The sequence below is a fragment of the Bacillus cereus group sp. MYBK195-1 genome (genome assembly GCF_051916605.1).
Classification (GTDB): domain Bacteria; phylum Bacillota; class Bacilli; order Bacillales; family Bacillaceae_G; genus Bacillus_A; species Bacillus_A cereus.
Genome location: NZ_JBQAGZ010000006.1, coordinates 106,216 through 131,095, shown reverse-complemented (window position 1 = coordinate 131,095; position 24,880 = coordinate 106,216). Strand labels below are relative to the sequence as shown.

The following is a 24,880-nucleotide window of genomic DNA, read 5'->3' as shown; positions in this document are numbered from 1 at the left end:
TGTAAATAATGGAATAACCATTATTTGGAATCCTTTTTATAATTTATATATACCCTTCAAAAGGTAGATACAGATTGTGCTGTTTAGAAAGAAGATAAGATTCTCAACTGTAATTCATCATTCTATAAAGGAAAGTGATTGTTATGAACAAAAATGAATTTTTGGAACAACTTAGTTCCTCTCTGCAGAATATGCCTAATTTAGAAAAGGAGGATATTATCTCGGAGTACGAAACTCATTTTATTAGTGGTAAACAAGATGGAATATCTGAAGAGGAAATTTCTAAAAAGCTAGGAAACCCTAAAACTATCGCTAAAGAACTTAACGTTTCATATGCAATAAGCAACGCTGACAATAGGCGCAGCCCAAAAAATATTATGACAGCACTGTTTTCTGTTATGAGCTTAAGTCTTTTAAACTTTATATTTATCATTATCGCCTTTTTCGTATTCCTCTTTCTATTACCGCTTCTTCTAGCACTTATAATTGCTACACCGTTATTAATTATTTCACCTATCTTATTAATAGGATTAGGATTCTTTAAAGGGTTTCACCAAATCAGTTATTCCGATGTTTACAATGTATTCATAGCTTTTTGCATCGGCTTACTAATATCAGTCATATGTTATCAAATAATAAAACATCTATACGTAGCTTTAGTTAAGTATTTGAAATGGAATGTAGCTATTTTGCAACGACACTAATGCAAAAGGAGATTAAGATGAAAAATTATATTTTATACCCATTCATGTTACTTACAATGTTATTTCTATCAGCTTGTTCAAACAGTGTACAGCCTAAGGAAAAAAATGATGTACAATCTATCAAAGATGTTGCTATTAAAGTTCCAGAAAATATATTTAGTTCCTCAAAGAAAAATGAAACTATTAGTGAAGACGAAATGAAACAAAATATAAAAAATTATATAGATTATAGTTGGGAGTTAGCTGAAAATATAATTCCTCTCGCTTCAACAAATTCTGATAAGAATTTCACTGAATCTGACCGAGAAAAATTACAAAAACTAATAGAGTTAGCGAAGCAAAATGATGCAAACTTCCATAATTTTATTAGTAACAATACAATCCCTGATGATTACAAAAAGCCTTCAAAAGAAATATATGAATTTATTTCATCGTCTACAGCACTTTCAGTAGAACTAGATCAAGAGTTAGACAAACTCGCCCAAGATGGTAACTTATTCAAGGCGAATTTTTCTTTTACGAAACGCCTTGAGAAAATAAATGGGAGGAAACAAAAAGAGATTGAAAAGTTTTTGAACGAAAAAAATATTAAAACTTCAATTAACAGCAATAAAAAAATTTAACCGATGTGTTACATATCCCTTTCAAAATAATCAATAAGAAATGGCTATTTTGAAAGGGAGTTTTTGTGATATAACTATTAAATTCCCTAAACAAAAAAGACGCTCCTAAACTAGGAGCGTCTTCCACTATTACGCTTGTTGTTGCGCGCTATATAATTCTTCAAGTGGCTTCATGATAATTTTGTTAACGTCACCGATTACAACGTTTAGGCGTTGCTCAGTTTCCATTAATTTTGTAATTTTAGCATCTTGTTGAATGCGAGCTACAACTTCTTGTGCTTGTTGGTTGTCTTCTTCAGTGATTTCTTGGCCTTGCATCATTTTTTGTTGTAGGCTAAGTTGCATTGTACGGAACTCATCGAATAAGTTCTTTGAAGCTGTGTCAGCTTGAACTGCTGCGTAGCTCTCTTTTAAAGTTTTGAAGTCTTCGTTTTCAGCGATTGCTTTTTGTAATTCATATGCAACATCATGAATGTTCTTTGTCATTTTATTTTTCCTCCTTTAGAAGGCTAGCGCTTTTCACTCGCACTGCCTTTTACGTGCATTTACATACGCACCTCTTCTTACCATATCAAACTATGCAAGAGATGTGAAGAAATTTCACTTTTATTTCTATGTACTCACCTTATTATCTAAGAAACAATAGTAACAATCCTTGTACGAGCCCGATCATTCCGCCTAATAACGCTCCTAAATACGTAATCATTTTCAATTCGTTTTTCGTAATAGACAGAACTAAGTCTTCTAATCTTTCTGTTGAGAATGTAGACACTTCTTGCTGGACAATTTCCGCAAGATGTAGATTATTTAGTATACTCTCTACATTTTCTGTTCCCCACTTTAAGCCTTTCGTTACTGCACTTGGAACCACTTTTTCAATAATTGTTTCTCGAACTGGTTCACATACTTGCTGAACAGATTGATTTAAAAACTTACTCACTGTTTCCTCTACTTTAACTGCTGACAGCACGGAGCTTACAATCATTTCTTTCTCTACAAATGCTTCTAATTCTTTTACATCTCTTCCTTTTAACTTTTCCCACTCTTTTTGCAGTACGTCAGTTAAAAGCCGCTTTGTAGCATCTTGCCCTAAAAACTTAATAACTTCTGGCTGCACACGATCCACAACACTTACATTTCCTAAAAACATCCCAACTAAGTTAAGTAGCGTTCCACGAGAAGCAAAGAAATCATCAATCATTTTTGAAAGACGCGCTTTCCCTTCTTCACTTTCAAAAAAGCTAATTCCTCGCTCTAAAATAAACGCCGAGGCATTCGGAATCGCATTCTCTATCTTTTCATGTACAGAATGAGGTAAAGCCTGTTCCCATGTATATGTATAATACTCTGCTAAAAATGCATGAATTTTTTCTGTAATCACATGTTCGATTTTTCGAGTTGCTTCTTCTTCTACATGTGCTACATTCCATTTTTCTAACATATATCGCAGTGATTGTTCATTCGTAATTACTTTATCCACTTCCACTTGCGCCCAGTGAATTAAACCTTTTTGAAACTCTTCATTTGTTAGCTTTTTTCCGATTCCTTCTGGTGTTAACAAATGTTCTACAACCATTTTTCCTAATTGAACAGCAAGTTCATCACGCCGCTTCGGAATTAACCCTGGTGTAAATGGAACTTGAAACTTTCCGATATAAATAGGACGATGAGGACGAAATAACATTTTTATCGCTAAATGATTCGTATATCCTCCAATAATTGCTCCGAGTCCTGTCGTCGTTAACATATTTAACCATATATTCATTACAATCAACCTTTCACTTCTCCAAAACTATAGCATATCATCATACGGACAAAAGTATAATGGTATAAAAACGTATTTGCAATATATAGCTTCGCCTATTATGCAAATAGTAGTAAAGGGGTGATTTCGTTGGTTCTCGGCCTTTTAACTTCTAAACTTCATTATGAGCAAACGTATTACACCGAAATCGCTAAACGCGCTCGGCTTTATCATAATGTCGTTGCCCAGTTTACGCCATTTTGTATTGATCCTAAAACAGACCTTGTTTCTGGTCTTATTTACGATACAGATACAGGAAAATGGAAAAAGCAAACATTCCCTATTCCTTCTTATATATATGATCGTTATTCTTTTCAAGAGGAAACAGACTTTGAAAAAGTAAAATCAATTATTCACTCTTTGCACAATCGTCCTTCCACTACCTTTTTAAATAACACACTTATTAATTCAAGTGAACTACATGATTTATTTCTCACTAATAAAAAACTGTCTCCTTATATACCAAAATTTGAAATTGCGACGATACAAAACATTTTCAAACTGTTGTTAAAAACTAAAGATATTATTATACGCCCCACTAATATACATTCTAAAGATAACTTATATCGAGTCGCTTACAAAAATAAAACGTTTCAGATCGATACGGTAAATGAAAAATACCATACTTCTATTCCAATCAAACGCACAGACGAATTTATATCTTGGTGTAAATCTAACATACGTTCATCACGTTACATAGCGCACACTATGCTACAACCACCAAATCAATTAACATATCCACTGCACATTCGAACCATTTTGCAAAAAAACAAAGAACAAACTTGGAATGTTATCGGTCAATTTATACAAAAAAGCTCATTTCCTAATCAGCTTTTACCCTCAACAACGGACGATGATTCATTACATTCATTTTCAAAAATTAAATACGTACTATCTAGTACAGGTGTGCAACTATTACACGACGCTTTACACGACATTATAAATGAAGTATTCCAAACACTAGATCAGTCTTATTCTTCGTTATTTGAACTAGAACTTTCCACAATTATGGATCAAAAAGGTGCAATCTGGCTTATGTATGTCAACACGATCCCTCCTTACGAACAATACATTCGTCATAGTGATTCATTAGCTGAAAAGATATTTCACGGACCACTTAAATTCAGTCGCTTTACACCATAATGAAAGGAGGTAAACCTATTTTGAAAGAACATATATATACATTAAACATTTCAGATGAACATCCAAATAGTATTACTTTACCTTACGTTTTTTCTATTACGCCACCTATTACATCCCTCTCCTTCGGCATACATCATATAGCAAGTGAAGAAGTAAAAATTCATTATTCCTTTACTCGCGAAATTATTATTGGAAAACATATTGCCGATAAACTTTTACTACCTCAATCAACTACTATTCATGCATTCACACAAAACCAAACAATTATTTTCGGACCATTAATCGGCATTTTCACAACTGGCTTTAACGATGATTCTTCTAATCCTTTAGGAAATCGTTCAATTGCTCTCAGTGAGTTGTTAACACCACCATTCTCATTACGACCGTTCGTATTCGTCTTTGGCGTTCAACATATAAACTGGGAAGAAGAAACGATTGAAGGATATTTCTTTCAAGAGAAACAATGGATAAAGAAAAAGGTCCCTTTACCAAACGTCATTTACGATCGATTACCGAATCGACAAGCGGAAAATTATAAACCAATCGTCAGAGCAAAAAGAAAGTTAGAACAAGACTACTCCATTCCATGGTTTAACCCAGGTTTTTTCAACAAATGGGAAGTTCATCTACTTCTTATGAAAGACGAATCAATTAGACCCTTATTACCAAACACAGAAGCATTTCAGCATTTTGAACAAGTAGAACGGTTTCTTGGCACGTATAAATCTGTGTACATGAAACCAATACACGGGAGCTTCGGTAGAAATATTCATCAAATATTTTATTCTCAAACAGAGAATTGCTACTACTGTCGTTATCGCGAAAATGAAGAAAATAAACTAAGAAAGTATCAATCATTAGAAACTCTTCTAAACCACGTATTAAAAGGGCATGATTTAAAAAAGTTTATCGTACAGCAAGGTATTTCGTTACTTCGCTTTGATGGTCAACCTGTTGATTTCCGCATTCATACAAATAAAAATCATTTCGGTAATTGGATAGTTAGTGCAATCGTCGCCAAAATCGCCGGCAAAGGCAGTTTAACAACGCATGTAAATAGCGGCGGTAATACAAAATTGCTACAAGAGCTTTTTCCAGATTCAACGAAGCAAGTTCAAATTGAAAATAAATTAAAACAAACAGCTCTGCAAATAAGTTATGCACTCGACGAGCAAGTAACTGGAAACATCGGTGAGATTGGTTTCGATATCGGTTTAGACACAAAGGAAAATCCGTGGTTATTTGAAGCCAACTCTAAACCTGGGCGAACTGTATTCCAAGATGCCAAATTAAAAGAACAAAGTGAACTGACGCGCCAATTATTTTACGAATATGCCGTCTACTTAACTGAACATTCTTTACGTGATACAAAGGAAAAAATGTCTCAAATAAAATCAGGGGCTTCATCAAACACCGAACATATCCCTTCTCCTATGATTCACTCACAAATACAAAAACAAAAACTTCCACCTAGATAATAAGGTGGAAGTTTTCTATTTACACAAGTTTTACTACAACCTCAGTTTCCACGCTACATACTCCGCAATAAAAAATATGATTGCAATATTCATTTGAATTATTATGCGTTAAACCATCTACTGCACTTAATAATTCTTGATCCATATAGGCACTATAATCGTCTATGTAATCTACAGACTTCCCATAATCTTGGAGTATACTTTGGCAATTTTGACAAGAATATGTTTGTGATTCTAATGCGTTGCAAAGCGGGCAAATCCCCATCATGATTCCTCCATACGTTATCGTTTAAAGCCTCTCTTTTTTAGAGTGAAGAGAGCAACCTATCCAGACATAGGAGTGCCCACTCCATCCCTACTTAAAAATAGAACTATAAAGTTGCTACCGATTTCATTTTTATTTCAATAAATCCTATATAAGAAGCTAATAATTAGCCTACAAGTAGCAGGCTACAATGAGAAAATTATATTTAATATCCTCCTTAGTTTGGCCTGTTTTCTTAAAAATACAACGATTACTCTTATTTCATAATTTACGAAATCAATAAGTTTTTTTGACAAAATTTACAAATTATTATTTTGTATATCTTTCTAGGTAACATCCATACTATGAGTACAAACTTAATTACCGATGGATTAGCGCCAACCGGGGCGATAATCTGGTTCAACTCCAGCTAGTCCAACCAAAAAAACTTTTATAACTCTAAGGAGGATATATTCCTATGGCAAACCAAAATTCTTCAAATCAATTAGTAGTACCAGGTGCAACAGCTGCAATCGATCAAATGAAGTACGAAATCGCTCAAGAATTTGGTGTACAATTAGGAGCAGATTCTACGGCTCGCGCTAACGGTTCAGTTGGTGGAGAAATCACAAAACGTCTAGTTGCAATGGCTGAGCAAAGCCTTGGCGGATTCCACAAATAAATATATATGGCAAAAAGGTCTCAAGGCATATGCCTTGAGACCTTCCTTAATTTATTGCAACATTTGTAAAAACTTCTTCGTACGTTCTTCTTTTGGATTTGTAAATACTTCTTCTGGTGTACCTTGTTCGACAACGACACCACCATCCATGAAAATAACACGGTTCGCAATTTGATGTGCAAAACGCATTTCGTGCGTTACAATAACCATCGTCATGCCTTCTTTAGCAAGTTCTTTCATTACTTTCAGAACTTCTTGAACGAGTTCAGGATCAAGCGCTGACGTCGGCTCATCAAATAGTAACACTTCCGGCTCCATCGCAAGCGCGCGCGCAATTCCAACGCGCTGTTGCTGTCCGCCTGATAATTGGAACGGATATAAATCCACTTTATCTGCTAAACCAACTTTTTCAAGGAAATAGCTTGCTTTTTTCTTCGCTTCTTCTTTCCCCATCTTTTTCACTGTAACGAGCCCTTCCATTACATTTTGAAGTGCTGTTAAATGCGGGAATAAATTATGGTGCTGGAATACCATACCTGTTTGCGTACGAAGATTAACAATATCTTTCTTCGTTACTTTTTGAGAGAAGTTAAGCTCTTTATTACCGATACGAATATTACCAGCGTTTGGTGTTTCTAATACATTGAGACAACGTAAGAATGTCGTTTTACCAGATCCAGACGGCCCAATAATAACAACAACCTCGCCCTTCTCAACTGTTAAATCTATATGCTTTAGTACGGTATTATCTCCGAAACTTTTTTGTAAGTGCTGAATTGAAATCATAAAAACAAAAACTCCTTTTGTAAAAGGATTATTTTAATGTGTAGCGTTCTGAACGCTTTTCTAACATCTGTTGTACGATTGATAATAAGAAACAAATAACCCAATAAATAAGACCTGCTTCAAAATAAACAATTAAAAACTCGTAGTTCATCGCCGCAATTTCCTGCGCTTTTCGGAACATTTCTGTTACTAAAATTAACGATGCTAACGAAGTATCTTTCACTAAGCTAATAAATGTATTCGAAAGCGGCGGGATTGATACGCGCGTTGCTTGTGGTAAAATAACACGTTTTAATGCTTGTGGATATGTCATCCCAATTGTATAAGCTGCTTCCCACTGCCCTTTCGGAATGGAAAGGATAGAAGCACGAATAATTTCAGATGCATATGCACCGACATTTAATGAAAATCCAACAACTGCTGCTGTATATGGCTCAACTTCAATATTAAGAGTTGGAAGACCATAGAAAATAATAAATAACTGTACAAGAAGTGGCGTTCCGCGAATGATAGATACATAGATACGAGCAATCCATTGTAAAATACGACTACCAGAAATACGTGCAAGCGCTGTTAACGTTGCCAGTATAATCCCGATAATAAATGTAATAAGCGTTAATGGAATTGTTGTAAAAACAGCTTCCTTCAGCATAGGCATGAAGGAAGTCTGCATAATATCTATCCAAGTAGACAATCGATCTGAAACCAATGCACTACTTAGATACATTTTCACCGAACCATTTTTTCGTTATTTTGTCATACGTACCGTCTTTTTTCATATCTTCTAACGCTTTATCTACTTCTTGTACAAGCTTATCGCTACCTTTACGGAATAAGAATCCACTTTCTGAAGCTTCTTTTTCAGTATCTACAATTTTAATTTTCGCATCTTTTTTCGTTTCTAAATAATTTAATACTGATAACTTATCATTAATTGTAAAATCAACGCGTCCTGAAGCTAATAATTCTGCCGCTTGGCTAAATCCTTCTACACCAATAATTTCCGCACCATTTTTCTTAGCGATATCTGCATAGTTACTCGTTAAAGATTGTGCTCCTTTTAATCCTTTTACATCAGCAAATGTAGCAGGCTTATCTTTATCTTTTGCAATAACTAATGCCGCTGAAGATGAAACGTATGGCTTAGAGAAATCGTATTTCTTTTGACGATCTTCACGAATACCAACTTCGTTTGCAACCATATCGAAACGTTTTGCATCAAGGCCAGCAAGTAAGCTATCCCATTGTGTTTCTTTAAATACAGGTTTTACACCTAAACGTTTTGCAACTTCTTCTGCTAATTCAACGTCAAATCCAGTTAATTTATTGCTTGAATCGTGGAACGTAAATGGTGGATATGTACCTTCTGTACCAATTACAAGTTCACCGCTTTGTTTAATCTTTTGTAACGCGTCTTGACTAGCTGTATCTTTTTTCTCTTCTTTACCGCAGCCGGCTACAATCCCAATCGCTAATGTAGTTACTGCAAGCACTGAAAATAATTTCTTCATGATAGTAATCCTCCAAGTATTCTGATAGGAATTTAAAAACTATATTGATTGTATGCAATCTTGAACAATTTTTCAATGAAAATGTTCTTATTTAGTTTATCCTTTTTCTTCATAATCAAACAAAAGGGAAAAATAATGCTACATACAAAAAATAAGTAACATTTTTTAATATAGCATTTATTGTACGAAAGGTAAAATAATACTTCTTATTTAACTGCCCTGATTCACTAAAAAAAGAACTTGTGAAAATCACAAGTTCTCCACCTTACCTATTAAGCGCTCTGGTTCCCTTCCATTTGCGTTTTGTACATATCGTAATAACGCCCGCGCTTTTTCATTAGCTCATCATGAGACCCTTTTTCTAAAATGGTTCCTCTATCAAGCACAATAATTTGATCTGCGCTTTTAATCGTTGAAAGTCGGTGAGCGATAATAAATGTCGTTCTTCCTTTTTTCACAACTTCTAGCGCTTGTTGAATCATCGCCTCTGTTTCTGTATCGATACTAGATGTCGCTTCATCTAAAATTAAAATGGCTGGGTCAAAAGCGAGCGCCCTAGCAAACGATATAAGCTGACGTTCTCCGGTTGAAAGAGTACTTCCTTTCTCCGTAATTTCTTCATTTATATTGTTCGCAAATCTTTCAGCACCAACATCACGCAATGCTTTTACGATGCGCTCTTTTGAAATTTTTTCATTTTCTAAACTTACATTAGATGCTACTGTTCCGCTAAATAAAAACGGATCTTGCAGTACAATTCCCATATGTTCACGAGTTGCTTGTTTCGGCATCTCTTTTACATCATGACCATCAATCGTAAGCTTTCCTTTTTCAAACTCGTAAAACTGAAAGAGTACGTTCATAATAGAACTTTTTCCTGATCCAGTATGACCGACAAGTGCCACGGTCTCGCCTTGTTTCGCTTCAAAAGAAATATTTTTTAGCACTTCATCTTTCCCATTATAAGAAAACGATACATTATCAAACTTCACATTTCCTTGTAAGCGAGGCATACGCTCTTCTTCTACTGCTTCTCCTTTTTCCTCTAACAATTCAAAAACACGCTCTGATGCAACACGCGATTGTTCTAAGTTAGCAAGCTGATTCACCATATTTGTAATCGGTGAGAACAATCGTGTTAAATAATCAACGAACGCATACAGTATCCCTAGAGAAATGACGCCTGTAGCACTTAATGAAGCTCCACCGAAATACCAAATCACACCTGTGAAAGCGATATTTCTTAATACACCTACTAAGTTATGCGAAGTTGCTGCATTTAAATTTAAAATTTTATTTTGATACTTAAAATAATCGCCATTTAATTCTTCAAACTCTTTTTTCGTTTCACGCTCTTGACGGAACGCTTGAATAATTGGCATCCCTTGAATGGATTCATTTACTGTTCCGTTAATATCAGATAAACGCGAACGCATTTTATGATTGTATACAGACGCGTACTTTCTATAAAGAATTGCCCAAACGATTAAAATCGGGATAATGAGTAAACATAACGTCGCCAATTTTACATCAAGTAAAAATAGCGCAGCGAATATCCCAATAATATAGATGATACTTGAAACGAATGTCGCAAGTACCGTTACGTATAGATCACGAATGGCTTCCGTATCATTCGTTACACACGACACAATTTTCCCTGCTGGTAAATGATCGAAATAACGAATTGGCAACGTTTGAATATGAGAAAAGACATCTTCCCTCATAATTTGAATAATTTTGTTCGCTGCCTTCTGTAAGAAAAATTGCTTTCCGTATGCAAATAATGAAACGACTACTAATAAAGCAAAATAGCCACCACCAAGTAGGAGTAAACGGTTTATTTCTGGTTTATAAAACGCAAACACTTCTTCTTTCGTCAATGCTTTCGCTTTATACACTTGCACCGCCTTACCATTTTGAACGGTAATCATATCACCTTTTACAGTCCGTGACCCTTCCGCATTTACTTTATTCGGTACAAAATAATATTGAAAACCGACTTGCATCACGCGTACTTCTTTTCCTTTTTTCTCACCTTCCTGAAAGCGATCGCTTCGCTTATAAAAGGTGCCATTATACGAAACAGCCTCTTCACTCTTTTCTGTTTCATACCAAGGTTTCTCTATTCCAACGATATGATCGTCAATCATCGTTTTCGCGACGAAAGGACCAGCAAGCTCTGCGATGACGAAAATAAATAACATTAGCATCGCTGCAAAAATCGTTCCTTTCACTTTCATCGCATATTGAAACAATCGTTTTGAAACGCTCATATTTTCACCCCACTATCCGCACTTTCACTTTCCCCTTGTTGTCTTTCAAACTGCTCCGCATACCAGCCTCCCTTTTGGATAAGCTGATCATGCGTACCTTCTTCCATCACTTCTCCTTCATCCATAACGAGAATCCAATCCGCATGTTGTACGGCAGATAAACGATGCGTCGTAATAATTGTCGTCTTTCCGCTTCTTTCTGTTCTTATATTTTCAATAATTGCTGCTTCCGTACGAGCATCAACAGCTGATAAAGAATCGTCCAAAATTAATATTTCTGGGTTTTGAATAACAGCCCGCGCAATCGAGATCCTTTGCTTTTGCCCTCCCGATAAAGAAACACCCTTCTCTCCGACAAGCGTTTCTAATCCTTCTGGTAAAAACTCTAAATCCTTTTTAAACGCCGCAATTTCAATTGCTTTCTCAAGTTCTTCTTCCGTCGCTTCCCTATTTCCGAATAAAATATTTTCCCTTGCTGTTTTTGAGAATAAAATATGTTCCTGCGGTACATATCCAATCCAGCCGAGTACATTTTCATTCGTCATTTTATCTAACGTCACATCAGAGACTGCGATATCCCCATCTCCAAGCGGATATTGGCGAAGGAGCTGACGTACGAGCGTCGTTTTTCCGCTTCCTGTTTTTCCAACAACCCCAAGCGTTTCCCCTTGTTTTAATGTAAACGAAACCTTTTTTAAATTTGTTTCAGTTGATGAAGGATATGAAAAGGTAACGTCATCAAACTGAATATAATCCGGCTCTTGTACAAGCTTTGGATGTTTCGGATCCTTAACATCCGGTTCATACGCTAACGTTTCATTTACACGGTCGAGTGACGCATTTCCTCTTTGCATAACATTAATTAATTCGCCAATTGCAAACATCGGCCAAATCATCATCCCTAAATACACGTTAAATGAAACGAGTTCACCAAGTGTCACCTTTGATTGAAATACAAGATATGCACCGTACACTAAACCAATTAAATAACTAAGACCGACAAGCATTTTCACAGTTGGCTGGAATAGTGCATCAATTCTAGCTACTTTCATATTCTTTTCGTAGACGTCATCTCCTAATTGATGAAATCTTTCCTGATCTGCATTCTCTTGTACATACGCACGAATAACACGCACGCCAGCAATCGATTCTAATACTTTATCGTTCATATCACCGAACGCATCTTGCGCAACTGTAAATCTTTCATGCAATTTCTTTCCATATATATTCATCGCATACGCCATAATTGGAAGCGGTATAAGTGCCGCAAATGTAAGCTCCCAACTAATTGTAAATCCCATCATAAAGACAATCGTAAGCATATATAAACTCGAATCAACGAGCGTTAATATACCGAAACCAGCTGTCATAGCGATTGCTTTTAAGTCATTTGTCGCTCTCGCCATTAAATCACCAGTACGATTTTTTTGATAAAAAGTCGGCTTCATCTTAAGTAAATGGCCCATAAATTTAGAGCGCATCGTCTTCTCCAGTACGAATGCACCACCAAACAATTGATGTTGCCATACGAAAGTGAGACCATATCCAACTATGGTAACCCCAATTAAAATAAGAATAGACTGTATAATAGCTTCGTTTGATAACGTTCCTGTTTTTATATTATCAATAGTAACCCCTAACACTTTCGGGGGAATAACTTCAACTATATTCACAATTAAAAGAGCTCCAATGGCGATACTATATCTCTTCCAGTGCTCTTTAAAAAACCATTTTAACTTTAGTAATACTGATAACAATGTAACCTCTCCCTTCTCGTTCTCGTTTACCTCTCATTTCTTTATCCACTATCCAGACCCATCACATTTACATTTCGTAACCCATACAATCTCATCACATTTTTCCACCTTCCAAAGTTTTATATAGTAGCATGGAAAATAAACAAAAAAAAGCATACCGCCGCTTGACGATATGCACAAAAATGCATAAAAAGCGTACGTTACGATATACGCAACGTACGCTTTTTATAAGACAAAGATGCCCTATATATCCGCACGGGTTGCGTAATGATATGAATGTTTTCTGCCATTTAACAGAGCTAAGCCCATTACATTTACGATTACAATCATTACGCACACCCCCTTCATTTATTTTCCATTTATAATCTTACAACTTTATTGAGTATTCTGTCAATTGTTTTTTTACACATGGAATAAAAATATATGATGCATCATTTTGAAATAAGAGAATGTTCTGCAAGAAAGGGCATACAAAATAAAAAAGGAATAAGAAATCGTTTTCACAAACATTTCATTTGAAAAATGTTATCAAACCCCCTACAATCACCTTATACTCACTCTTACAAGTTGCTATTTTAGGAGGACTAATCATGACAACTAGCAATACGTACAAATTTTATTTAAACGGAGAATGGAGAGAAAGCTCTTCAGGAGAAACAATCGAAATTCCATCTCCATACTTACACGAAGTAATTGGACAAGTACAAGCAATTACTCGCGGAGAAGTAGATGAAGCAATTGCATCTGCAAAAGAAGCTCAAAAATCATGGGCGGAAGCTTCTCTACAAGATCGCGCAAAGTATTTATATAAATGGGCTGATGAGCTCGTAAATATGCAAGATGAAATTGCCGATATCATTATGAAAGAAGTCGGTAAAGGATATAAAGATGCGAAGAAAGAAGTTGTTCGTACGGCTGATTTCATTCGTTACACGATCGAAGAAGCTTTACATATGCACGGAGAAAGCATGATGGGCGATAGCTTCCCGGGCGGTACAAAATCTAAACTTGCGATTATCCAACGCGCACCACTTGGTGTTGTATTAGCAATCGCACCATTTAACTACCCAGTAAATTTATCTGCTGCAAAACTTGCACCAGCATTAATTATGGGTAACGCTGTTATTTTCAAACCAGCCACTCAAGGTGCAATTAGTGGTATTAAAATGGTTGAAGCACTTCATAAAGCTGGCCTTCCAAAAGGTCTTGTAAACGTAGCTACAGGACGCGGTTCTGTAATTGGTGACTACTTAGTAGAACACGAAGGCATCAATATGGTATCGTTCACAGGTGGTACAAACACAGGTAAACATTTAGCGAAAAAAGCTTCCATGATTCCACTTGTATTAGAACTTGGTGGTAAAGATCCTGGTATCGTTCGTGAAGATGCTGACTTACAAGATGCTGCAAACCATATCGTAAGCGGTGCATTCTCTTACTCTGGTCAACGTTGTACAGCTATTAAGCGTGTACTTGTACACGAAAACATAGCGGACGAGCTTGTTGGCTTATTAAAAGCGCAAGTAGCTGAACTCTCAGTTGGATCTCCTGAACAAGACAGCACAATCGTTCCATTAATCGACGATAAATCTGCTGACTTCGTTCAAGGTTTAGTTGACGACGCTGTAGAAAAAGGTGCTACGATTGTTATCGGTAACAAACGTGAGCGTAACTTAATTTACCCAACATTAATCGACCACGTAACTGAAGAAATGAAAGTTGCTTGGGAAGAGCCATTTGGCCCAATCCTTCCAATCATCCGTGTTTCTTCAGATGAGCAAGCAATTGAAATTGCTAACAAATCAGAGTTCGGTCTGCAAGCAAGTGTCTTCACTAAAGACATTAACAAAGCATTTGCAATTGCTAACAAAATCGAAACTGGTTCTGTTCAAATTAACGGACGCACAGAGCGCGGTCCTGACCACTTCCCATTCATCGGTGTAAAAGGTTCAGGTATGGGCGCACAAGGTATTCGTAAGAGCCTTGAGTCTATGACACGTGAAAAAGTAACTGTATTAAACTTAGTTTAATGTTATACAAAGAAGCTGATCTAATTTTAGATCAGCTTCTTTTCTATATAGATACTTCCAAAAAAAGGAGTATTTCGTTCTACTTCCGATTTGGTTTTCCAAATCGAACTAAAACATGCCATAATAATTTTAATTCCTGAAGCACTTCTTCATAAGTTCCACGATCACTCCAAGATAATGGATTGCGTTTCAAATCTACTACAGCAGTGCCAATTATATTTGCATCGATACAATGATTCCGTGCAATGCGTCTTGCTAAAGATGGCATTTTTGAACCTCTAAAATCCATCGGAACTTCGTCTACCATAAGTACAAAACCGATGTGCCAATACAAATCTATAGCATACTTCAGGCAAATTTCTTCTAAAACTTTCCCTACATCCGTACCCTTAAATGAAGGATCTGCAACAAGCGCCTCCACGTCTTCTTTAAGAGAAATCTCTCCATGAATCTGCGCTTCAATATAATGATTAAGATTACGGGCTGGCTCTTTGCTTACTAAATCTATAAACGGCCTTTTCAGGTTAGCTAGTAAATGATTAATTAATATTGTTGGCGTCAAATTCCCTTCACCAATTGCAAAATCTCTTACGAATGTCTCTTCCAAAAGAGCAGCTAAAATCATATCAAACTCCTCATAAGTCCCCTTTTCTTTCGGATCTTGATGCGAATCTAAATACGTATATGTAGAGCGCGAAGAAACTTTTGGAGATAAAAGAAAATAACATGAACCAAAACGCGGAGCCGGCCCATCTGGATGTAACATTAAATTTAGCGCTCCGTATTTTGGCCGTTGATCATTCGTTACGCCTTCTAATTGATATGCCCCTCCAAATATTCTCTTTTCCCAAAGGTCACGTTCACCACCAGGATAAGCAGATACGCTTCCATTAGATAGCAATGTTTCAAACTGACTTTTATATACTCCTTGCTCAAACAGTGCTTCAGCAACACTTTTCATATTCGAATCTAGTCTGTCTGGATGAAAGTGTAAAGCAATCCTTGCATGAGATTTTAAATTAGCGACAGCTTCTTCAAATATTTCATCTGTAATATTAGACATTTTAAGTATATGATTAATCGTTGCTTTAGCCCCACGTTTTTCGTTCTCTGCATATTTTGAAATATACTCTAAAGCAAATAATTGAGATCTTAATAATTCCATAATCCAATCTCCCCTTTAATTGAACTGCCCTTAAACACTTCAATTAAAAGCTTATTCTTTCCTTCTTATGAAACCAACCTCATTTATTAAAAAAAGTAATTTACTAAATCTTAATTATGTATACACGCATTTTTCATAGGCAAATGTACACATTCTACAGAAATTTGATACCCTAGCCATCGCTCAGCGATATGTTCAAATGATAAAACAGATCCCGTTGTAAAAAAGCGATGCTTCGGATTCAGATTGTCAGACAAAATTCCTTTGTGCTGTAAAATGGTACTTAACTCTATCGCTGTTTCTTCTGCAGAACTAATAATCGTTACATCTTCTCCTAGTTCTTTTTTAATATAGGACTCTAAAAGTGGATAATGCGTACATCCAAGAATTAACGTATCTATATCTTCTTTCGTTAACGGCAGTAAAGCTTGTTTCACTTGCTGCGTGACATATGCTGTATCTTCTAAGTGATTTTCTACAACTGTAGCTAAAGTCGGGCACGCATGACTATGCACTTCCAAATATGTATCCAGCTCGTGTAATGCTTTTTCGTACATATTAGATTTTATCGTACCTACAGTTCCAATTACTCCGATTTTCTCTTTCTTTGTTACTTTAATTGCCGCTCTTGCTCCTGGATGTATAACGCCAATAACTGGAATGGAAAGTACTTCTTGCAGCGCAGTCAATGCAGCAGCTGCAGCAGTATTACATGCTACGACTAGCGCTTTTAATGGAAACTGTTTGAGGAACTCAACCATTTCAAATACGAAAGATTGCACCTCCTCTACACTTCTTGGCCCATACGGGCAACGCTTATTATCACCAATATAATAAATGCTTTCTTTAGGCAATTGTCTTATAATTTCGCTCGCAACTGTTAATCCCCCAACTCCCGAATCTAACACACCTATTACTGAATGTTTATGACATACAGACATTTACTTCATCCCCTTTTCAATCATCTATCGCTAATAACATGTATTATATTACGAAAATTCAAATATCACATAACAATCCCTCTCACTTTTAATCACAAACTCTTCTCTATAATCTGATTATTACTATATCCATTGACGTATAAAAATTCATTTGTTACTCTTAAAGACGTTAATTTAATATTTAAATCCTCATTCGTATCTCGGTGAGGTAGAGGTTGCAATCATTAAGAGTATCATTTCAGGAGATGTAGTGGCATTGATGAAGGAATGAGAAAGGAATGTTTGCCGAAGTAAGTCGTGTCCACCATGCACGCTTGCTGGGTCTGCATTTAATAAGTGCAGAACTGTCACAAACGTTTCGTTTGTGGAGAGCTATCGAGAGGTATGTCGTGGGTTTCTTATAAGATAGAAAGCATGTAGCGGCAAATTACGTGCTTTTTTTGTTTTGTTTGGGACTTCTCTTCCTGACTCAGGAAGACATACATATCTCCTCGCTTGACTTGGTTATACTAACTTTGGAGGTATTTTCTATGCAACAAAAAAAATGGGGCTTTTGGGTACTAACAGCTTTCGTTGTCGGTAACATGGTTGGCGCTGGTATTTTCATGGTGCCAAGTACGTTGGCACAAACAGCAAGCCCACTCGGTGTCACTTTAGCTTGGTTAACTACAGGGTTTGGTGTTTTAATGCTAGCTCTTGTTTTCGGTAATTTAGCAATTCGTCGTCCTGATTTAACGACAGGACCACAAAGTCATGCATATGCTTTATTCTCAACACCAAAAAAGAAAAAAATGGCTGGATTCAGTATGGTATGGGGATATTGGGTTGCAAACTGGGCAAGTAACGTTGCCATCATTACATCATTTGCGGGATATTTATCACTCTTCTTCCCAATTATGAAAGATACGCGACTACTATTTTCAATCGGCTCGTTTAACGTAGAAGTCGGAAAACTAATTACATTTACGATTTGTTCCATCTTACTTTGGGGAACTCATATTATATTAACGAACGGTGTAAGCGGAGCTGGAAAACTAAACTTCTTAGCAACAACAACGAAAGTAACTGGATTCCTTTTATTCATCGTCGTTACGTTATTTGCATTCGAAGCTTCTAAGTTTGGACAATGGTACACACCGATGATTGATAAATCAGGTGCATCACACGGTCTTCTTTCACAAGTAAATTTAGCTGCTCTTACAACGCTTTGGGCGTTTATCGGAATTGAATCAGCCGTTCTTTTATCAAACCGTGCTGTTTCTCCAAAAACGGTAAAACGTGCAACAGTTGCGGGATTACTTATTACAGTTGCGATTTACTTAGGAATCACAATTTTAACAATGGGTGTACTTCACGTTGATAAATTACAAGCTTCTGAACGTCCATTAGCAGATGCACTAAATGCTGCAATGGGTCATGGCGGCGGGAAACTGATGGCATTACTTGCTCTTACTTCCCTGTTCGGTTCTATCTTAGGCTGGATTTTATTAAGCTCAGAAGTACCTTATCAAGCAGCAAAAGAAGGTTTCTTCCCTTCCTTCTTCACGAAAACAAATAAAAAAGGAAGTCCAATTTACTCATTACGATTAACAAACATTATGTCGCAAGTATTCCTATTCTCAACATTATCAGGAACCATTGCGGAAGCTTATACATTCGTTATTACCGTATCGACACTGGCCTACCTCATTCCATATCTCGTTTCACCAATCTTCCAGTTAAAACTAGTCGCAACTGGTGAAACATATAAAAATGAAATGCGGGCAAGAATTACAGATGGCATAGTCGCAGTTATCGCACTTTGCTACGCACTATGGGTTATTAAAACCGGCGCATCCGATATAAAAACGTTCCTTCTCGGAATTGGTTTATTCGTAATTGGATTTGCTTTCTATCCATTAATGAATCGTGATCAGAAAAAAAATAACGAAAAGAAAAACGGGCAAGTTGCATAACGCAATTTGCTCGTTTTTTCTTTTGTAAAACATATATAATAGAACAAAGAGGTGAAAAACATGTCAATCGAATCGCTATGGAGCAGTCGCTTCCAACAACATATTCAAAATATCATTACATACTTTGCACGTATGATTAACGGTTTACTATATAGCTTTATCTTTATTTCATGCGTTGGTGCATATTATTATGCTCAGTTTCTAAAAGCATCTCCTTCTAAAGGAATATCTTTAATAATTATAACGATTGTACTTACGTTCATTATAACGAGATGCCCTATCCGTACATTTATTCAGAAACCTGACGCTGTCTATTTACTAGCACTAGAAGAGAAATTAACATCTTATTTCAAAAAATCTCTTCTATATAATTACATCATTCAGCTTTTCCCATTATTATTTACGTTCCTTATTCTCGTACCACTTGCACTGCAATCATTACAATTAACGGTTCCTTTCTTATGTACAATCTTTATCGTTTTAATGGTTACGAAAGCTTGGAACATGTACATACATTGGATGTGGCGCGATAGTCATGAAAAAAATATATGGCTGATCATCCGTATTACTTGTAACGCCCTAATCATTTACATGCTGTTTTATTCCGCAAATGTTCTCATATTGGGCGGACTACTCTTACTACTTGCTTTCCTACTTCTATACACGAAAAAACAGCCTACAAAACGAATACCGTGGGATTACATAATCGAGCAAGAAGAAAAAATGAACGTTCGTTTTTATCAATTTGCTAGCATTTTTACCGATGTTCCGCAACTGAATAAACAAGTAAATAAAAGAAAATGGCTTACAAATTGGATTGAACCTTTATTACATAAAAAACAAGCAACTTTCTTCTATTTACATACACTCGCATTTTTACGTGGGAATGATTATTTCGGTATATATATTCGCTTAGGATTAATTGGTGCCTTCGCATTATATTTTATACCAAATATATACGTAAAAGGCGCTATCGCTTACATCGTTCTATATATGATTTCTATGCAGCTCCGTTCACTGTGGAAATATTTTTCGGGAAATATTATTGCAACATTATATCCGATTGGTACTGCAGAAAGAATGAAGCAATTTCTTAGCTTAATCTTTATATTGCTAAGTATTCAACTCATTGTATTTTCGAGTGTTATACTCATTGCTACAGGTCAATTTTTACATAGCCTTATCATTATGATTCTCGGGTTACTCTGGATCAAATTTATTATTGTACCAAAAACGAAGCAACGCGTTTCTTCGTTTTAACGAAAAGAAATATCTTAAACGCCAAGGAGAAAATAAATTATCCTTGGCGTTTTTATTTTGCTTCCTCAAACAAGAATCACTGAAACAACCGATATTTTATGATTTTTACATACAAAAACGATAATACATGTTTACGACCTAATAAAAAGGGTATCTATTAATTAACAGAGTAAAGGAGGGGCCTATATTGTGAATAAAAAAACGGAACAATTGAAGCATCACGTTACTGACAATCAATGCAAACATGCTTTAACAACAAATCAAGGGGTAAAAATAGCTGAAGATGAATTTTCTTTAAAGATGGGCTTAAGAGGCCCAACCTTAATGGAGGATTTCCACTTTCGCGAGAAAATGACCCATTTTGATCACGAACGAATTCCCGAAAGGATTGTTCATGCACGCGGGGTTGGCGCTCATGGTTATTTTCAGCTTTATGAATCTTTAGAAACATATACGAAAGCAGATTTTCTTACTAATCCTTCAAAGAAAACACCTGTATTTGTACGGTTCTCAACCGTTCAAGGTTCTAAAGGATCCAACGACACAGTAAGAGATGTACGCGGATTCGCCACAAAATTTTATACAGATGAAGGAAACTATGATTTAGTGGGTAATAATATGCCAGTATTCTTTATCCAAGATGCTATTAAATTTCCTGATTTTGTCCATGCAGTTAAACCAGAACCACATAATGATATTCCTCAAGGAGCTAGCGCTCATGATACCTTTTGGGACTTTGTTACGCATAATCCTGAGTCCACTCATATGGTCATGTGGCAAATGAGCGACCGAGCTATTCCGCGTAGTTTACGAATGATGGAAGGTTTTGGAGTTCACACATTTCGACTCATTAACGCAAAAGGAAAAGCCCATTTCGTAAAGTTTCACTGGAAACCTACCCTCGGAGTTCATTCATTAGTATGGGATGAAGCTCAAAAGATTGCTGGGAAAAATCCTGATTTTCATCGTCAAGATTTATACGAAGCAATTGAAAAAGGGGATTATCCTGAATGGGAGCTTGGATTACAGTTAATTCCAGAAGAAGATGAACATAAATTTGATTTTGATATTTTAGATCCAACGAAATTATGGCCAGAAGAAGAAGTTCCCGTAAAATTAGTTGGTAAAATGACACTGAACAAAAATATTGATAACTTCTTTGCTGAAACAGAGCAGGTAGCTTTTCACCCTGGTCATGTCGTACCAGGTATTGATTTTTCAAATGACCCTCTTCTGCAAGGAAGATTATTCTCCTATACAGATACACAATTATCTCGTTTAGGGGGCCCTAATTTCCATCAAATCCCTATTAATCAGCCCGTATGTCCTTTTCATAATAATCAACGTGATGGTATGCATCAAATGCAGATTCATCGCGGTCAAACAAGCTATCATCCTAATGGATTAAATAACAATCAACCTGCAACCGTCCAAGCCGAACAAGGAGGATATGAACATTATCAAGAAAAGATTGATGGGCATAAAATTAGAGGTCGCAGTAAAAGCTTTCTTAACTTCTATTCTCAGGCTAAACTTTTCTACAATAGTATGAGCCCTATTGAAAAGCAGCACATAAAAGAAGCTTTTTGCTTTGAAGTTGGGAAGTGTAAATCAGACATGGTGAAGGCAAATGTAATTGCTCTTCTAAACCACGTCGATCGTCAATTAGCACAAGAAGTCGCTAACATTATTGGAGCTCCTTTACCTAAGGAAAATCACGAAGTAAATTCAGATGCAAAATCACCTGCACTAAGTATGTCCAATACTATTTTTAAATCTGATTCCAAAAATGTTGCAATTCTATTAAATGGTGACCCAAGCGTCTCACTTCTGTCCGAATGGATTCAAGCTTTTGTACAACACCGAATTAACTATAGCATCATAGATAATAAAATTTATCAGTTCAATGATTCCATTAAAGTAACTGATACTTATACAACAACAGACTCCTCCCTTTTTGATGCAGTATTAGTGTTTAGTAGTGAGTCTGTCATTCAACCCCCTGTTTTAGAATTTGCAGAAACTACTTTTAAACATTTTAAACCGATAGCTCATGTCCTTAGTAATCCTCATGCTTTGGACCATAGTAAGATTAAACTGGATGGAGCAGGAGTTTACAACTTAACAAATACTTCAATTGAATCATTTATAGAAGGCATTGCCCAAGGAAGATTCTGGAGCCGATAATATAATATAATATAATATAATATAAGGAGCGGATTAGAATGAGTAAAAAAATTGCTATTTTAATAACGGATTACTTCGAGGATACAGAATACACAGAGCCAGTAGAAGCTTTTAAACAAAAGGGATATGAATTCACAACTATTGAAATGGAAAAAGGGAAAACGGTACACGGTAAGCAAGGAAAAAGTGAAGTCGTGATTGATAAAAGTATTGATGATGTTTCTCCAGAGAACTTTGATGCCCTCTTCATACCGGGTGGATTTTCTCCAGATATACTTCGTGCCGATGAACGTTTTGTTCGCTTTAGTAAAGCATTTATGGATGCGGAAAAACCTGTTTTCGCTATTTGTCACGGACCTCAGCTACTCATCACTGCACAAACACTTGAAGGACGCGATGTAACTGGATATAAATCTATTGAAGTCGATTTAAAAAATGCCGGCGGGAACTTTCATGACAAAGAGGTTGTCGTATGTCAAAATCAGCTAGTAACAAGTAGACAGCCAGAGGACATCCCAGCGTTTATTGAAGAATCGTTGCGTATATTAGGATAACTACTTTGGTTAACTAACCTTGTATTTACATGAAAATAATGAATCAACTGGTCGTTTACAGGAAATCCGACCACCACAAATAGCAAGATAAATAAAAAGAGGGGAATCCAAAAGTTCAGTTTTAATAATCTTTTGGATTCCCCCCTTTTCTCGCCCAAAAATTCCTTATCACTTTTCATAGGCATTTCTCATATAGTGAAAATGACTATATAATTCCTATCCATAAGTTAAATAATGATTTCGCACATATATAAATACAAAAGATGGGAGCCCTATTTATGAATAACAATCCACCTTCAACGCCCCAAGACAACTCCGAAAACAATAGCCGTGATATTACACTGCAAACATTAAGGGTCATCGGACTCGTCGTCCTTATTAGTGGTTATATCCTCGTTGCGCTCTCTGAAGTAGGTGAGCTGAAAGTCTTATTAACAAACCCAAATAGCAATCCTGATTTAGCTGAAGTTGATCCGTTTTAAAAGCCATATGAAAAGCGATTTCTAGCATCGCTTTTCATATCGTTTTATCCAATCTGAGAAACCTCCCCCTCATACTTCTCTCTCCCTATCGCCTTCATAAATAGTAAAATACTGCTCATACCAACGATAAAGTACAGAGCACTCATGCCCCAAGATGCAATAAATGAACCTAGCATAACACCTAATGCCCCGTTCATTTTTGCCACTTGAAAGACCATTCCGTTAATCGCCATATAAGAACCTCTTGCCTCATTTGGCACCATATCTGCCATAATAGATTGACGCACTGGCACATACATCATCTCGCCTACTGTTTGGAAAAGCCCTGCAATTAATAAAATCCATAAGCTATTGCTCGTTCCGAGTATTGTAAATCCAATTGTATAAATGAATAAACCTACATATAAAATTTTCAAATCGTTGAAGCTTTTCAGCATTTTAATAAGAAGTGCTGAACATAACACAACTAAAATTGTATTCTCTGCAGAAATCCAGCTCAACATGCGAATCCCTGTTAAATCAAACGTAACACCATTCCCGAATAAAAAGTGCACCGTTTCAAATTCCTTCTGCAAGCGAACACCTAAATAATTATTAATTTGAAACTCTAAAGACAATGTACATATACTTGCTGCACAAAAAATTAAAAATGCTTTATCTTTCATCACGACTTTATAACTATCTGCCATATCTTTTAATACATTTTTCTTCTCCACCGTTTTTCGTGCTACATACACTTCTTCCATATACACAGCCATCACATATAAAGTCATAATGGCAACAAGCGTTAATACGATAAACAATTGTAGTCTATAGTTTTCAAATAGTAATCCTCCAAATATCGCTCCAATCGCAATCGATAAATTAATAGCCCAGTAATTAATGCTGTACATCACTTTTCGATTTTCAGGTGTACTCACATCAATTAACATCGCTTCTGTCGCAGGATTCATAAGTCCAGATCCTAAACTATTCACTAGCATAAAGATAAATGTTAACCACGGTGAGTCAACGTAATCCGAATTCGCAACTCCCATACAAGCAATGGAAATGACTTGTATACTTTGACCGATAATCATAACCTTTTTACGCCCAAGCCGGTCTCCAACATATCCACCGTATAAACCAATTACTAATGAAGCTATGACATTAATAAGTAGTAACGCACCAGCAATCGCACTACCTAACTTTATGGAAAAATAAATCGCCATAAATGGAAAAATCATCGTGGACACAGTACGTGTTAAAAACGATGTTATAATTCTAATTTTTATATTTCGATGCATACTCCAAAATCCCAT

General features: G+C 36.1%; 22 protein-coding genes and 1 riboswitch. Of the genes, 11 read left to right on the top strand and 11 right to left on the bottom strand.

Annotated features, from left to right (window positions below; all coding sequences use genetic code 11):
• The first annotated feature begins 143 nt into the window (after positions 1-143).
• Complete coding sequence (locus ACTFRY_RS22300; protein WP_098616959.1) at positions 144-704, top strand: HAAS signaling domain-containing protein; 561 nt, start codon at positions 144-146, stop codon at positions 702-704.
• Positions 705-721: 17 nt separating this feature from the next.
• The gene (locus ACTFRY_RS22295; RefSeq protein WP_029960909.1) at positions 722-1,327 is read left to right on the top strand and encodes an NDxxF motif lipoprotein; all 606 of its coding nucleotides are present in this window, start codon (positions 722-724) and stop codon (positions 1,325-1,327) included.
• A 129-nt stretch (positions 1,328-1,456) separates the two neighbouring features.
• Here the strand turns inward: ACTFRY_RS22295 and ACTFRY_RS22290 are convergent, their stop codons facing one another.
• Entirely contained in the window at positions 1,457-1,813 is a 357-nt protein-coding gene (locus tag ACTFRY_RS22290) for a YlbF/YmcA family competence regulator (RefSeq protein WP_000164614.1), read from the bottom strand.
• A 142-nt stretch (positions 1,814-1,955) separates the two neighbouring features.
• Positions 1,956-3,092: a DUF445 domain-containing protein gene (locus tag ACTFRY_RS22285; RefSeq protein WP_136986218.1), complete on the bottom strand. Its 1,137-nt coding sequence runs from the start codon at positions 3,090-3,092 to the stop codon at positions 1,956-1,958.
• A gap of 129 nt (positions 3,093-3,221) precedes the next feature.
• Here ACTFRY_RS22285 and ACTFRY_RS22280 point away from each other — a divergent pair, with 129 nt between their 5' ends.
• Both ACTFRY_RS22280 and ACTFRY_RS22275 read left to right on the top strand, forming a co-directional pair.
• Positions 3,222-4,274: a YheC/YheD family endospore coat-associated protein gene (locus ACTFRY_RS22280; protein WP_000242813.1), complete on the top strand. Its 1,053-nt coding sequence runs from the start codon at positions 3,222-3,224 to the stop codon at positions 4,272-4,274.
• 20 nt (positions 4,275-4,294) lie between these two features.
• Positions 4,295-5,752, top strand: a complete 1,458-nt coding sequence (locus ACTFRY_RS22275; protein ID WP_440032422.1) for a YheC/YheD family endospore coat-associated protein — start codon at positions 4,295-4,297, stop codon at positions 5,750-5,752.
• Positions 5,753-5,771: 19 nt separating this feature from the next.
• On the opposite strand, the gene ACTFRY_RS22270 is transcribed toward ACTFRY_RS22275, so the two are convergent.
• Positions 5,772-6,017, bottom strand: coding sequence for a hypothetical protein (locus ACTFRY_RS22270; RefSeq protein WP_000510475.1), 246 nt, complete (start codon positions 6,015-6,017; stop codon positions 5,772-5,774).
• 457 nt (positions 6,018-6,474) lie between these two features.
• On the opposite strand from ACTFRY_RS22270, the gene sasP reads away from it, so the two are divergent.
• Positions 6,475-6,678: a small acid-soluble spore protein, SasP family gene (gene sasP, locus ACTFRY_RS22265; RefSeq protein ID WP_000013338.1), complete on the top strand. Its 204-nt coding sequence runs from the start codon at positions 6,475-6,477 to the stop codon at positions 6,676-6,678.
• Positions 6,679-6,729: 51 nt separating this feature from the next.
• Here sasP and ACTFRY_RS22260 read toward each other — a convergent pair whose 3' ends face one another.
• The 5 genes from ACTFRY_RS22260 to ACTFRY_RS22240 all read right to left on the bottom strand — a co-directional run bounded on the left by ACTFRY_RS22260 (position 6,730) and on the right by ACTFRY_RS22240 (position 13,005).
• The gene (locus tag ACTFRY_RS22260) at positions 6,730-7,464 is read right to left on the bottom strand and encodes an amino acid ABC transporter ATP-binding protein (RefSeq protein WP_000623611.1); all 735 of its coding nucleotides are present in this window, start codon (positions 7,462-7,464) and stop codon (positions 6,730-6,732) included.
• A 28-nt stretch (positions 7,465-7,492) separates the two neighbouring features.
• The gene (locus tag ACTFRY_RS22255) at positions 7,493-8,191 is read right to left on the bottom strand and encodes an amino acid ABC transporter permease (protein WP_000281499.1); all 699 of its coding nucleotides are present in this window, start codon (positions 8,189-8,191) and stop codon (positions 7,493-7,495) included.
• Positions 8,178-8,975, bottom strand: a complete 798-nt coding sequence (locus ACTFRY_RS22250; RefSeq protein ID WP_000732843.1) for an amino acid ABC transporter substrate-binding protein — start codon at positions 8,973-8,975, stop codon at positions 8,178-8,180. The genes ACTFRY_RS22255 and ACTFRY_RS22250 overlap by 14 nt, the downstream gene beginning before the upstream one ends.
• Before the next feature lie 272 nt (positions 8,976-9,247).
• Entirely contained in the window at positions 9,248-11,248 is a 2,001-nt protein-coding gene (locus ACTFRY_RS22245; protein ID WP_098616961.1) for an ABC transporter ATP-binding protein, read from the bottom strand.
• Positions 11,245-13,005 (bottom strand): ABC transporter ATP-binding protein, encoded by a 1,761-nt coding sequence (locus ACTFRY_RS22240; RefSeq protein ID WP_098616962.1) that lies wholly within the window; start codon positions 13,003-13,005, stop codon positions 11,245-11,247. Before ACTFRY_RS22240 ends, ACTFRY_RS22245 begins: the two co-directional genes overlap by 4 nt.
• Before the next feature lie 590 nt (positions 13,006-13,595).
• Between ACTFRY_RS22240 and gapN the strand changes: the two genes are divergently transcribed.
• Complete coding sequence (gene gapN / locus ACTFRY_RS22235) at positions 13,596-15,035, top strand: NADP-dependent glyceraldehyde-3-phosphate dehydrogenase (RefSeq protein WP_098616963.1); 1,440 nt, start codon at positions 13,596-13,598, stop codon at positions 15,033-15,035.
• A gap of 79 nt (positions 15,036-15,114) precedes the next feature.
• On the opposite strand, the gene ACTFRY_RS22230 is transcribed toward gapN, so the two are convergent.
• Complete coding sequence (locus ACTFRY_RS22230) at positions 15,115-16,200, bottom strand: DUF3626 domain-containing protein (RefSeq protein WP_098616964.1); 1,086 nt, start codon at positions 16,198-16,200, stop codon at positions 15,115-15,117.
• Between the two features lie 110 nt (positions 16,201-16,310).
• Positions 16,311-17,141 (bottom strand): glutamate racemase, encoded by an 831-nt coding sequence (gene racE, locus ACTFRY_RS22225; RefSeq protein ID WP_098616965.1) that lies wholly within the window; start codon positions 17,139-17,141, stop codon positions 16,311-16,313.
• 201 nt (positions 17,142-17,342) lie between these two features.
• Positions 17,343-17,524: riboswitch (Lysine riboswitch) on the top strand.
• 147 nt (positions 17,525-17,671) lie between these two features.
• Here racE and ACTFRY_RS22220 point away from each other — a divergent pair.
• From ACTFRY_RS22220 to ACTFRY_RS22200, 5 genes are all read left to right on the top strand, one after another.
• Positions 17,672-19,096 (top strand): amino acid permease, encoded by a 1,425-nt coding sequence (locus ACTFRY_RS22220; RefSeq protein ID WP_001186301.1) that lies wholly within the window; start codon positions 17,672-17,674, stop codon positions 19,094-19,096.
• 60 nt (positions 19,097-19,156) lie between these two features.
• Positions 19,157-20,356, top strand: a complete 1,200-nt coding sequence (locus tag ACTFRY_RS22215; RefSeq protein ID WP_098616966.1) for an ABC transporter permease — start codon at positions 19,157-19,159, stop codon at positions 20,354-20,356.
• A gap of 189 nt (positions 20,357-20,545) precedes the next feature.
• Positions 20,546-22,543, top strand: a complete 1,998-nt coding sequence (locus tag ACTFRY_RS22210) for a catalase (protein WP_098616967.1) — start codon at positions 20,546-20,548, stop codon at positions 22,541-22,543.
• A 38-nt stretch (positions 22,544-22,581) separates the two neighbouring features.
• Complete coding sequence (locus tag ACTFRY_RS22205; RefSeq protein ID WP_000037532.1) at positions 22,582-23,097, top strand: type 1 glutamine amidotransferase domain-containing protein; 516 nt, start codon at positions 22,582-22,584, stop codon at positions 23,095-23,097.
• Between the two features lie 278 nt (positions 23,098-23,375).
• Positions 23,376-23,579 (top strand): hypothetical protein, encoded by a 204-nt coding sequence (locus tag ACTFRY_RS22200; RefSeq protein WP_001063872.1) that lies wholly within the window; start codon positions 23,376-23,378, stop codon positions 23,577-23,579.
• Positions 23,580-23,623: 44 nt separating this feature from the next.
• On the opposite strand, the gene ACTFRY_RS22195 is transcribed toward ACTFRY_RS22200, so the two are convergent.
• Complete coding sequence (locus tag ACTFRY_RS22195) at positions 23,624-24,880, bottom strand: MDR family MFS transporter (protein WP_098616969.1); 1,257 nt, start codon at positions 24,878-24,880, stop codon at positions 23,624-23,626.

Excerpts from the sequence above, each read along its gene's own strand:
- ACTFRY_RS22300 (WP_098616959.1), top strand. The coding sequence starts at position 144 with ATGAACAAAAATGAATTTTTGGAACAACTTAGTTCCTCTCTGCAGAAT.
- ACTFRY_RS22295 (WP_029960909.1), top strand. The coding sequence starts at position 722 with ATGAAAAATTATATTTTATACCCATTCATGTTACTTACAATGTTATTT.
- ACTFRY_RS22290 (WP_000164614.1), bottom strand. The coding sequence starts at position 1,813 with ATGACAAAGAACATTCATGATGTTGCATATGAATTACAAAAAGCAATC.
- ACTFRY_RS22285 (WP_136986218.1), bottom strand. The coding sequence starts at position 3,092 with ATGAATATATGGTTAAATATGTTAACGACGACAGGACTCGGAGCAATT.
- ACTFRY_RS22270 (WP_000510475.1), bottom strand. The coding sequence starts at position 6,017 with ATGGGGATTTGCCCGCTTTGCAACGCATTAGAATCACAAACATATTCT.
- sasP (WP_000013338.1), top strand. The coding sequence starts at position 6,475 with ATGGCAAACCAAAATTCTTCAAATCAATTAGTAGTACCAGGTGCAACA.
- ACTFRY_RS22260 (WP_000623611.1), bottom strand. The coding sequence starts at position 7,464 with ATGATTTCAATTCAGCACTTACAAAAAAGTTTCGGAGATAATACCGTA.
- ACTFRY_RS22255 (WP_000281499.1), bottom strand. The coding sequence starts at position 8,191 with ATGTATCTAAGTAGTGCATTGGTTTCAGATCGATTGTCTACTTGGATA.
- ACTFRY_RS22250 (WP_000732843.1), bottom strand. The coding sequence starts at position 8,975 with ATGAAGAAATTATTTTCAGTGCTTGCAGTAACTACATTAGCGATTGGG.
- ACTFRY_RS22245 (WP_098616961.1), bottom strand. The coding sequence starts at position 11,248 with ATGAGCGTTTCAAAACGATTGTTTCAATATGCGATGAAAGTGAAAGGA.
- gapN (WP_098616963.1), top strand. The coding sequence starts at position 13,596 with ATGACAACTAGCAATACGTACAAATTTTATTTAAACGGAGAATGGAGA.
- ACTFRY_RS22230 (WP_098616964.1), bottom strand. The coding sequence starts at position 16,200 with ATGGAATTATTAAGATCTCAATTATTTGCTTTAGAGTATATTTCAAAA.
- racE (WP_098616965.1), bottom strand. The coding sequence starts at position 17,141 with ATGTCTGTATGTCATAAACATTCAGTAATAGGTGTGTTAGATTCGGGA.
- ACTFRY_RS22220 (WP_001186301.1), top strand. The coding sequence starts at position 17,672 with ATGCAACAAAAAAAATGGGGCTTTTGGGTACTAACAGCTTTCGTTGTC.
- ACTFRY_RS22215 (WP_098616966.1), top strand. The coding sequence starts at position 19,157 with ATGTCAATCGAATCGCTATGGAGCAGTCGCTTCCAACAACATATTCAA.
- ACTFRY_RS22205 (WP_000037532.1), top strand. The coding sequence starts at position 22,582 with ATGAGTAAAAAAATTGCTATTTTAATAACGGATTACTTCGAGGATACA.
- ACTFRY_RS22200 (WP_001063872.1), top strand. The coding sequence starts at position 23,376 with ATGAATAACAATCCACCTTCAACGCCCCAAGACAACTCCGAAAACAAT.
- ACTFRY_RS22195 (WP_098616969.1), bottom strand. The coding sequence starts at position 24,880 with ATGGGATTTTGGAGTATGCATCGAAATATAAAAATTAGAATTATAACA.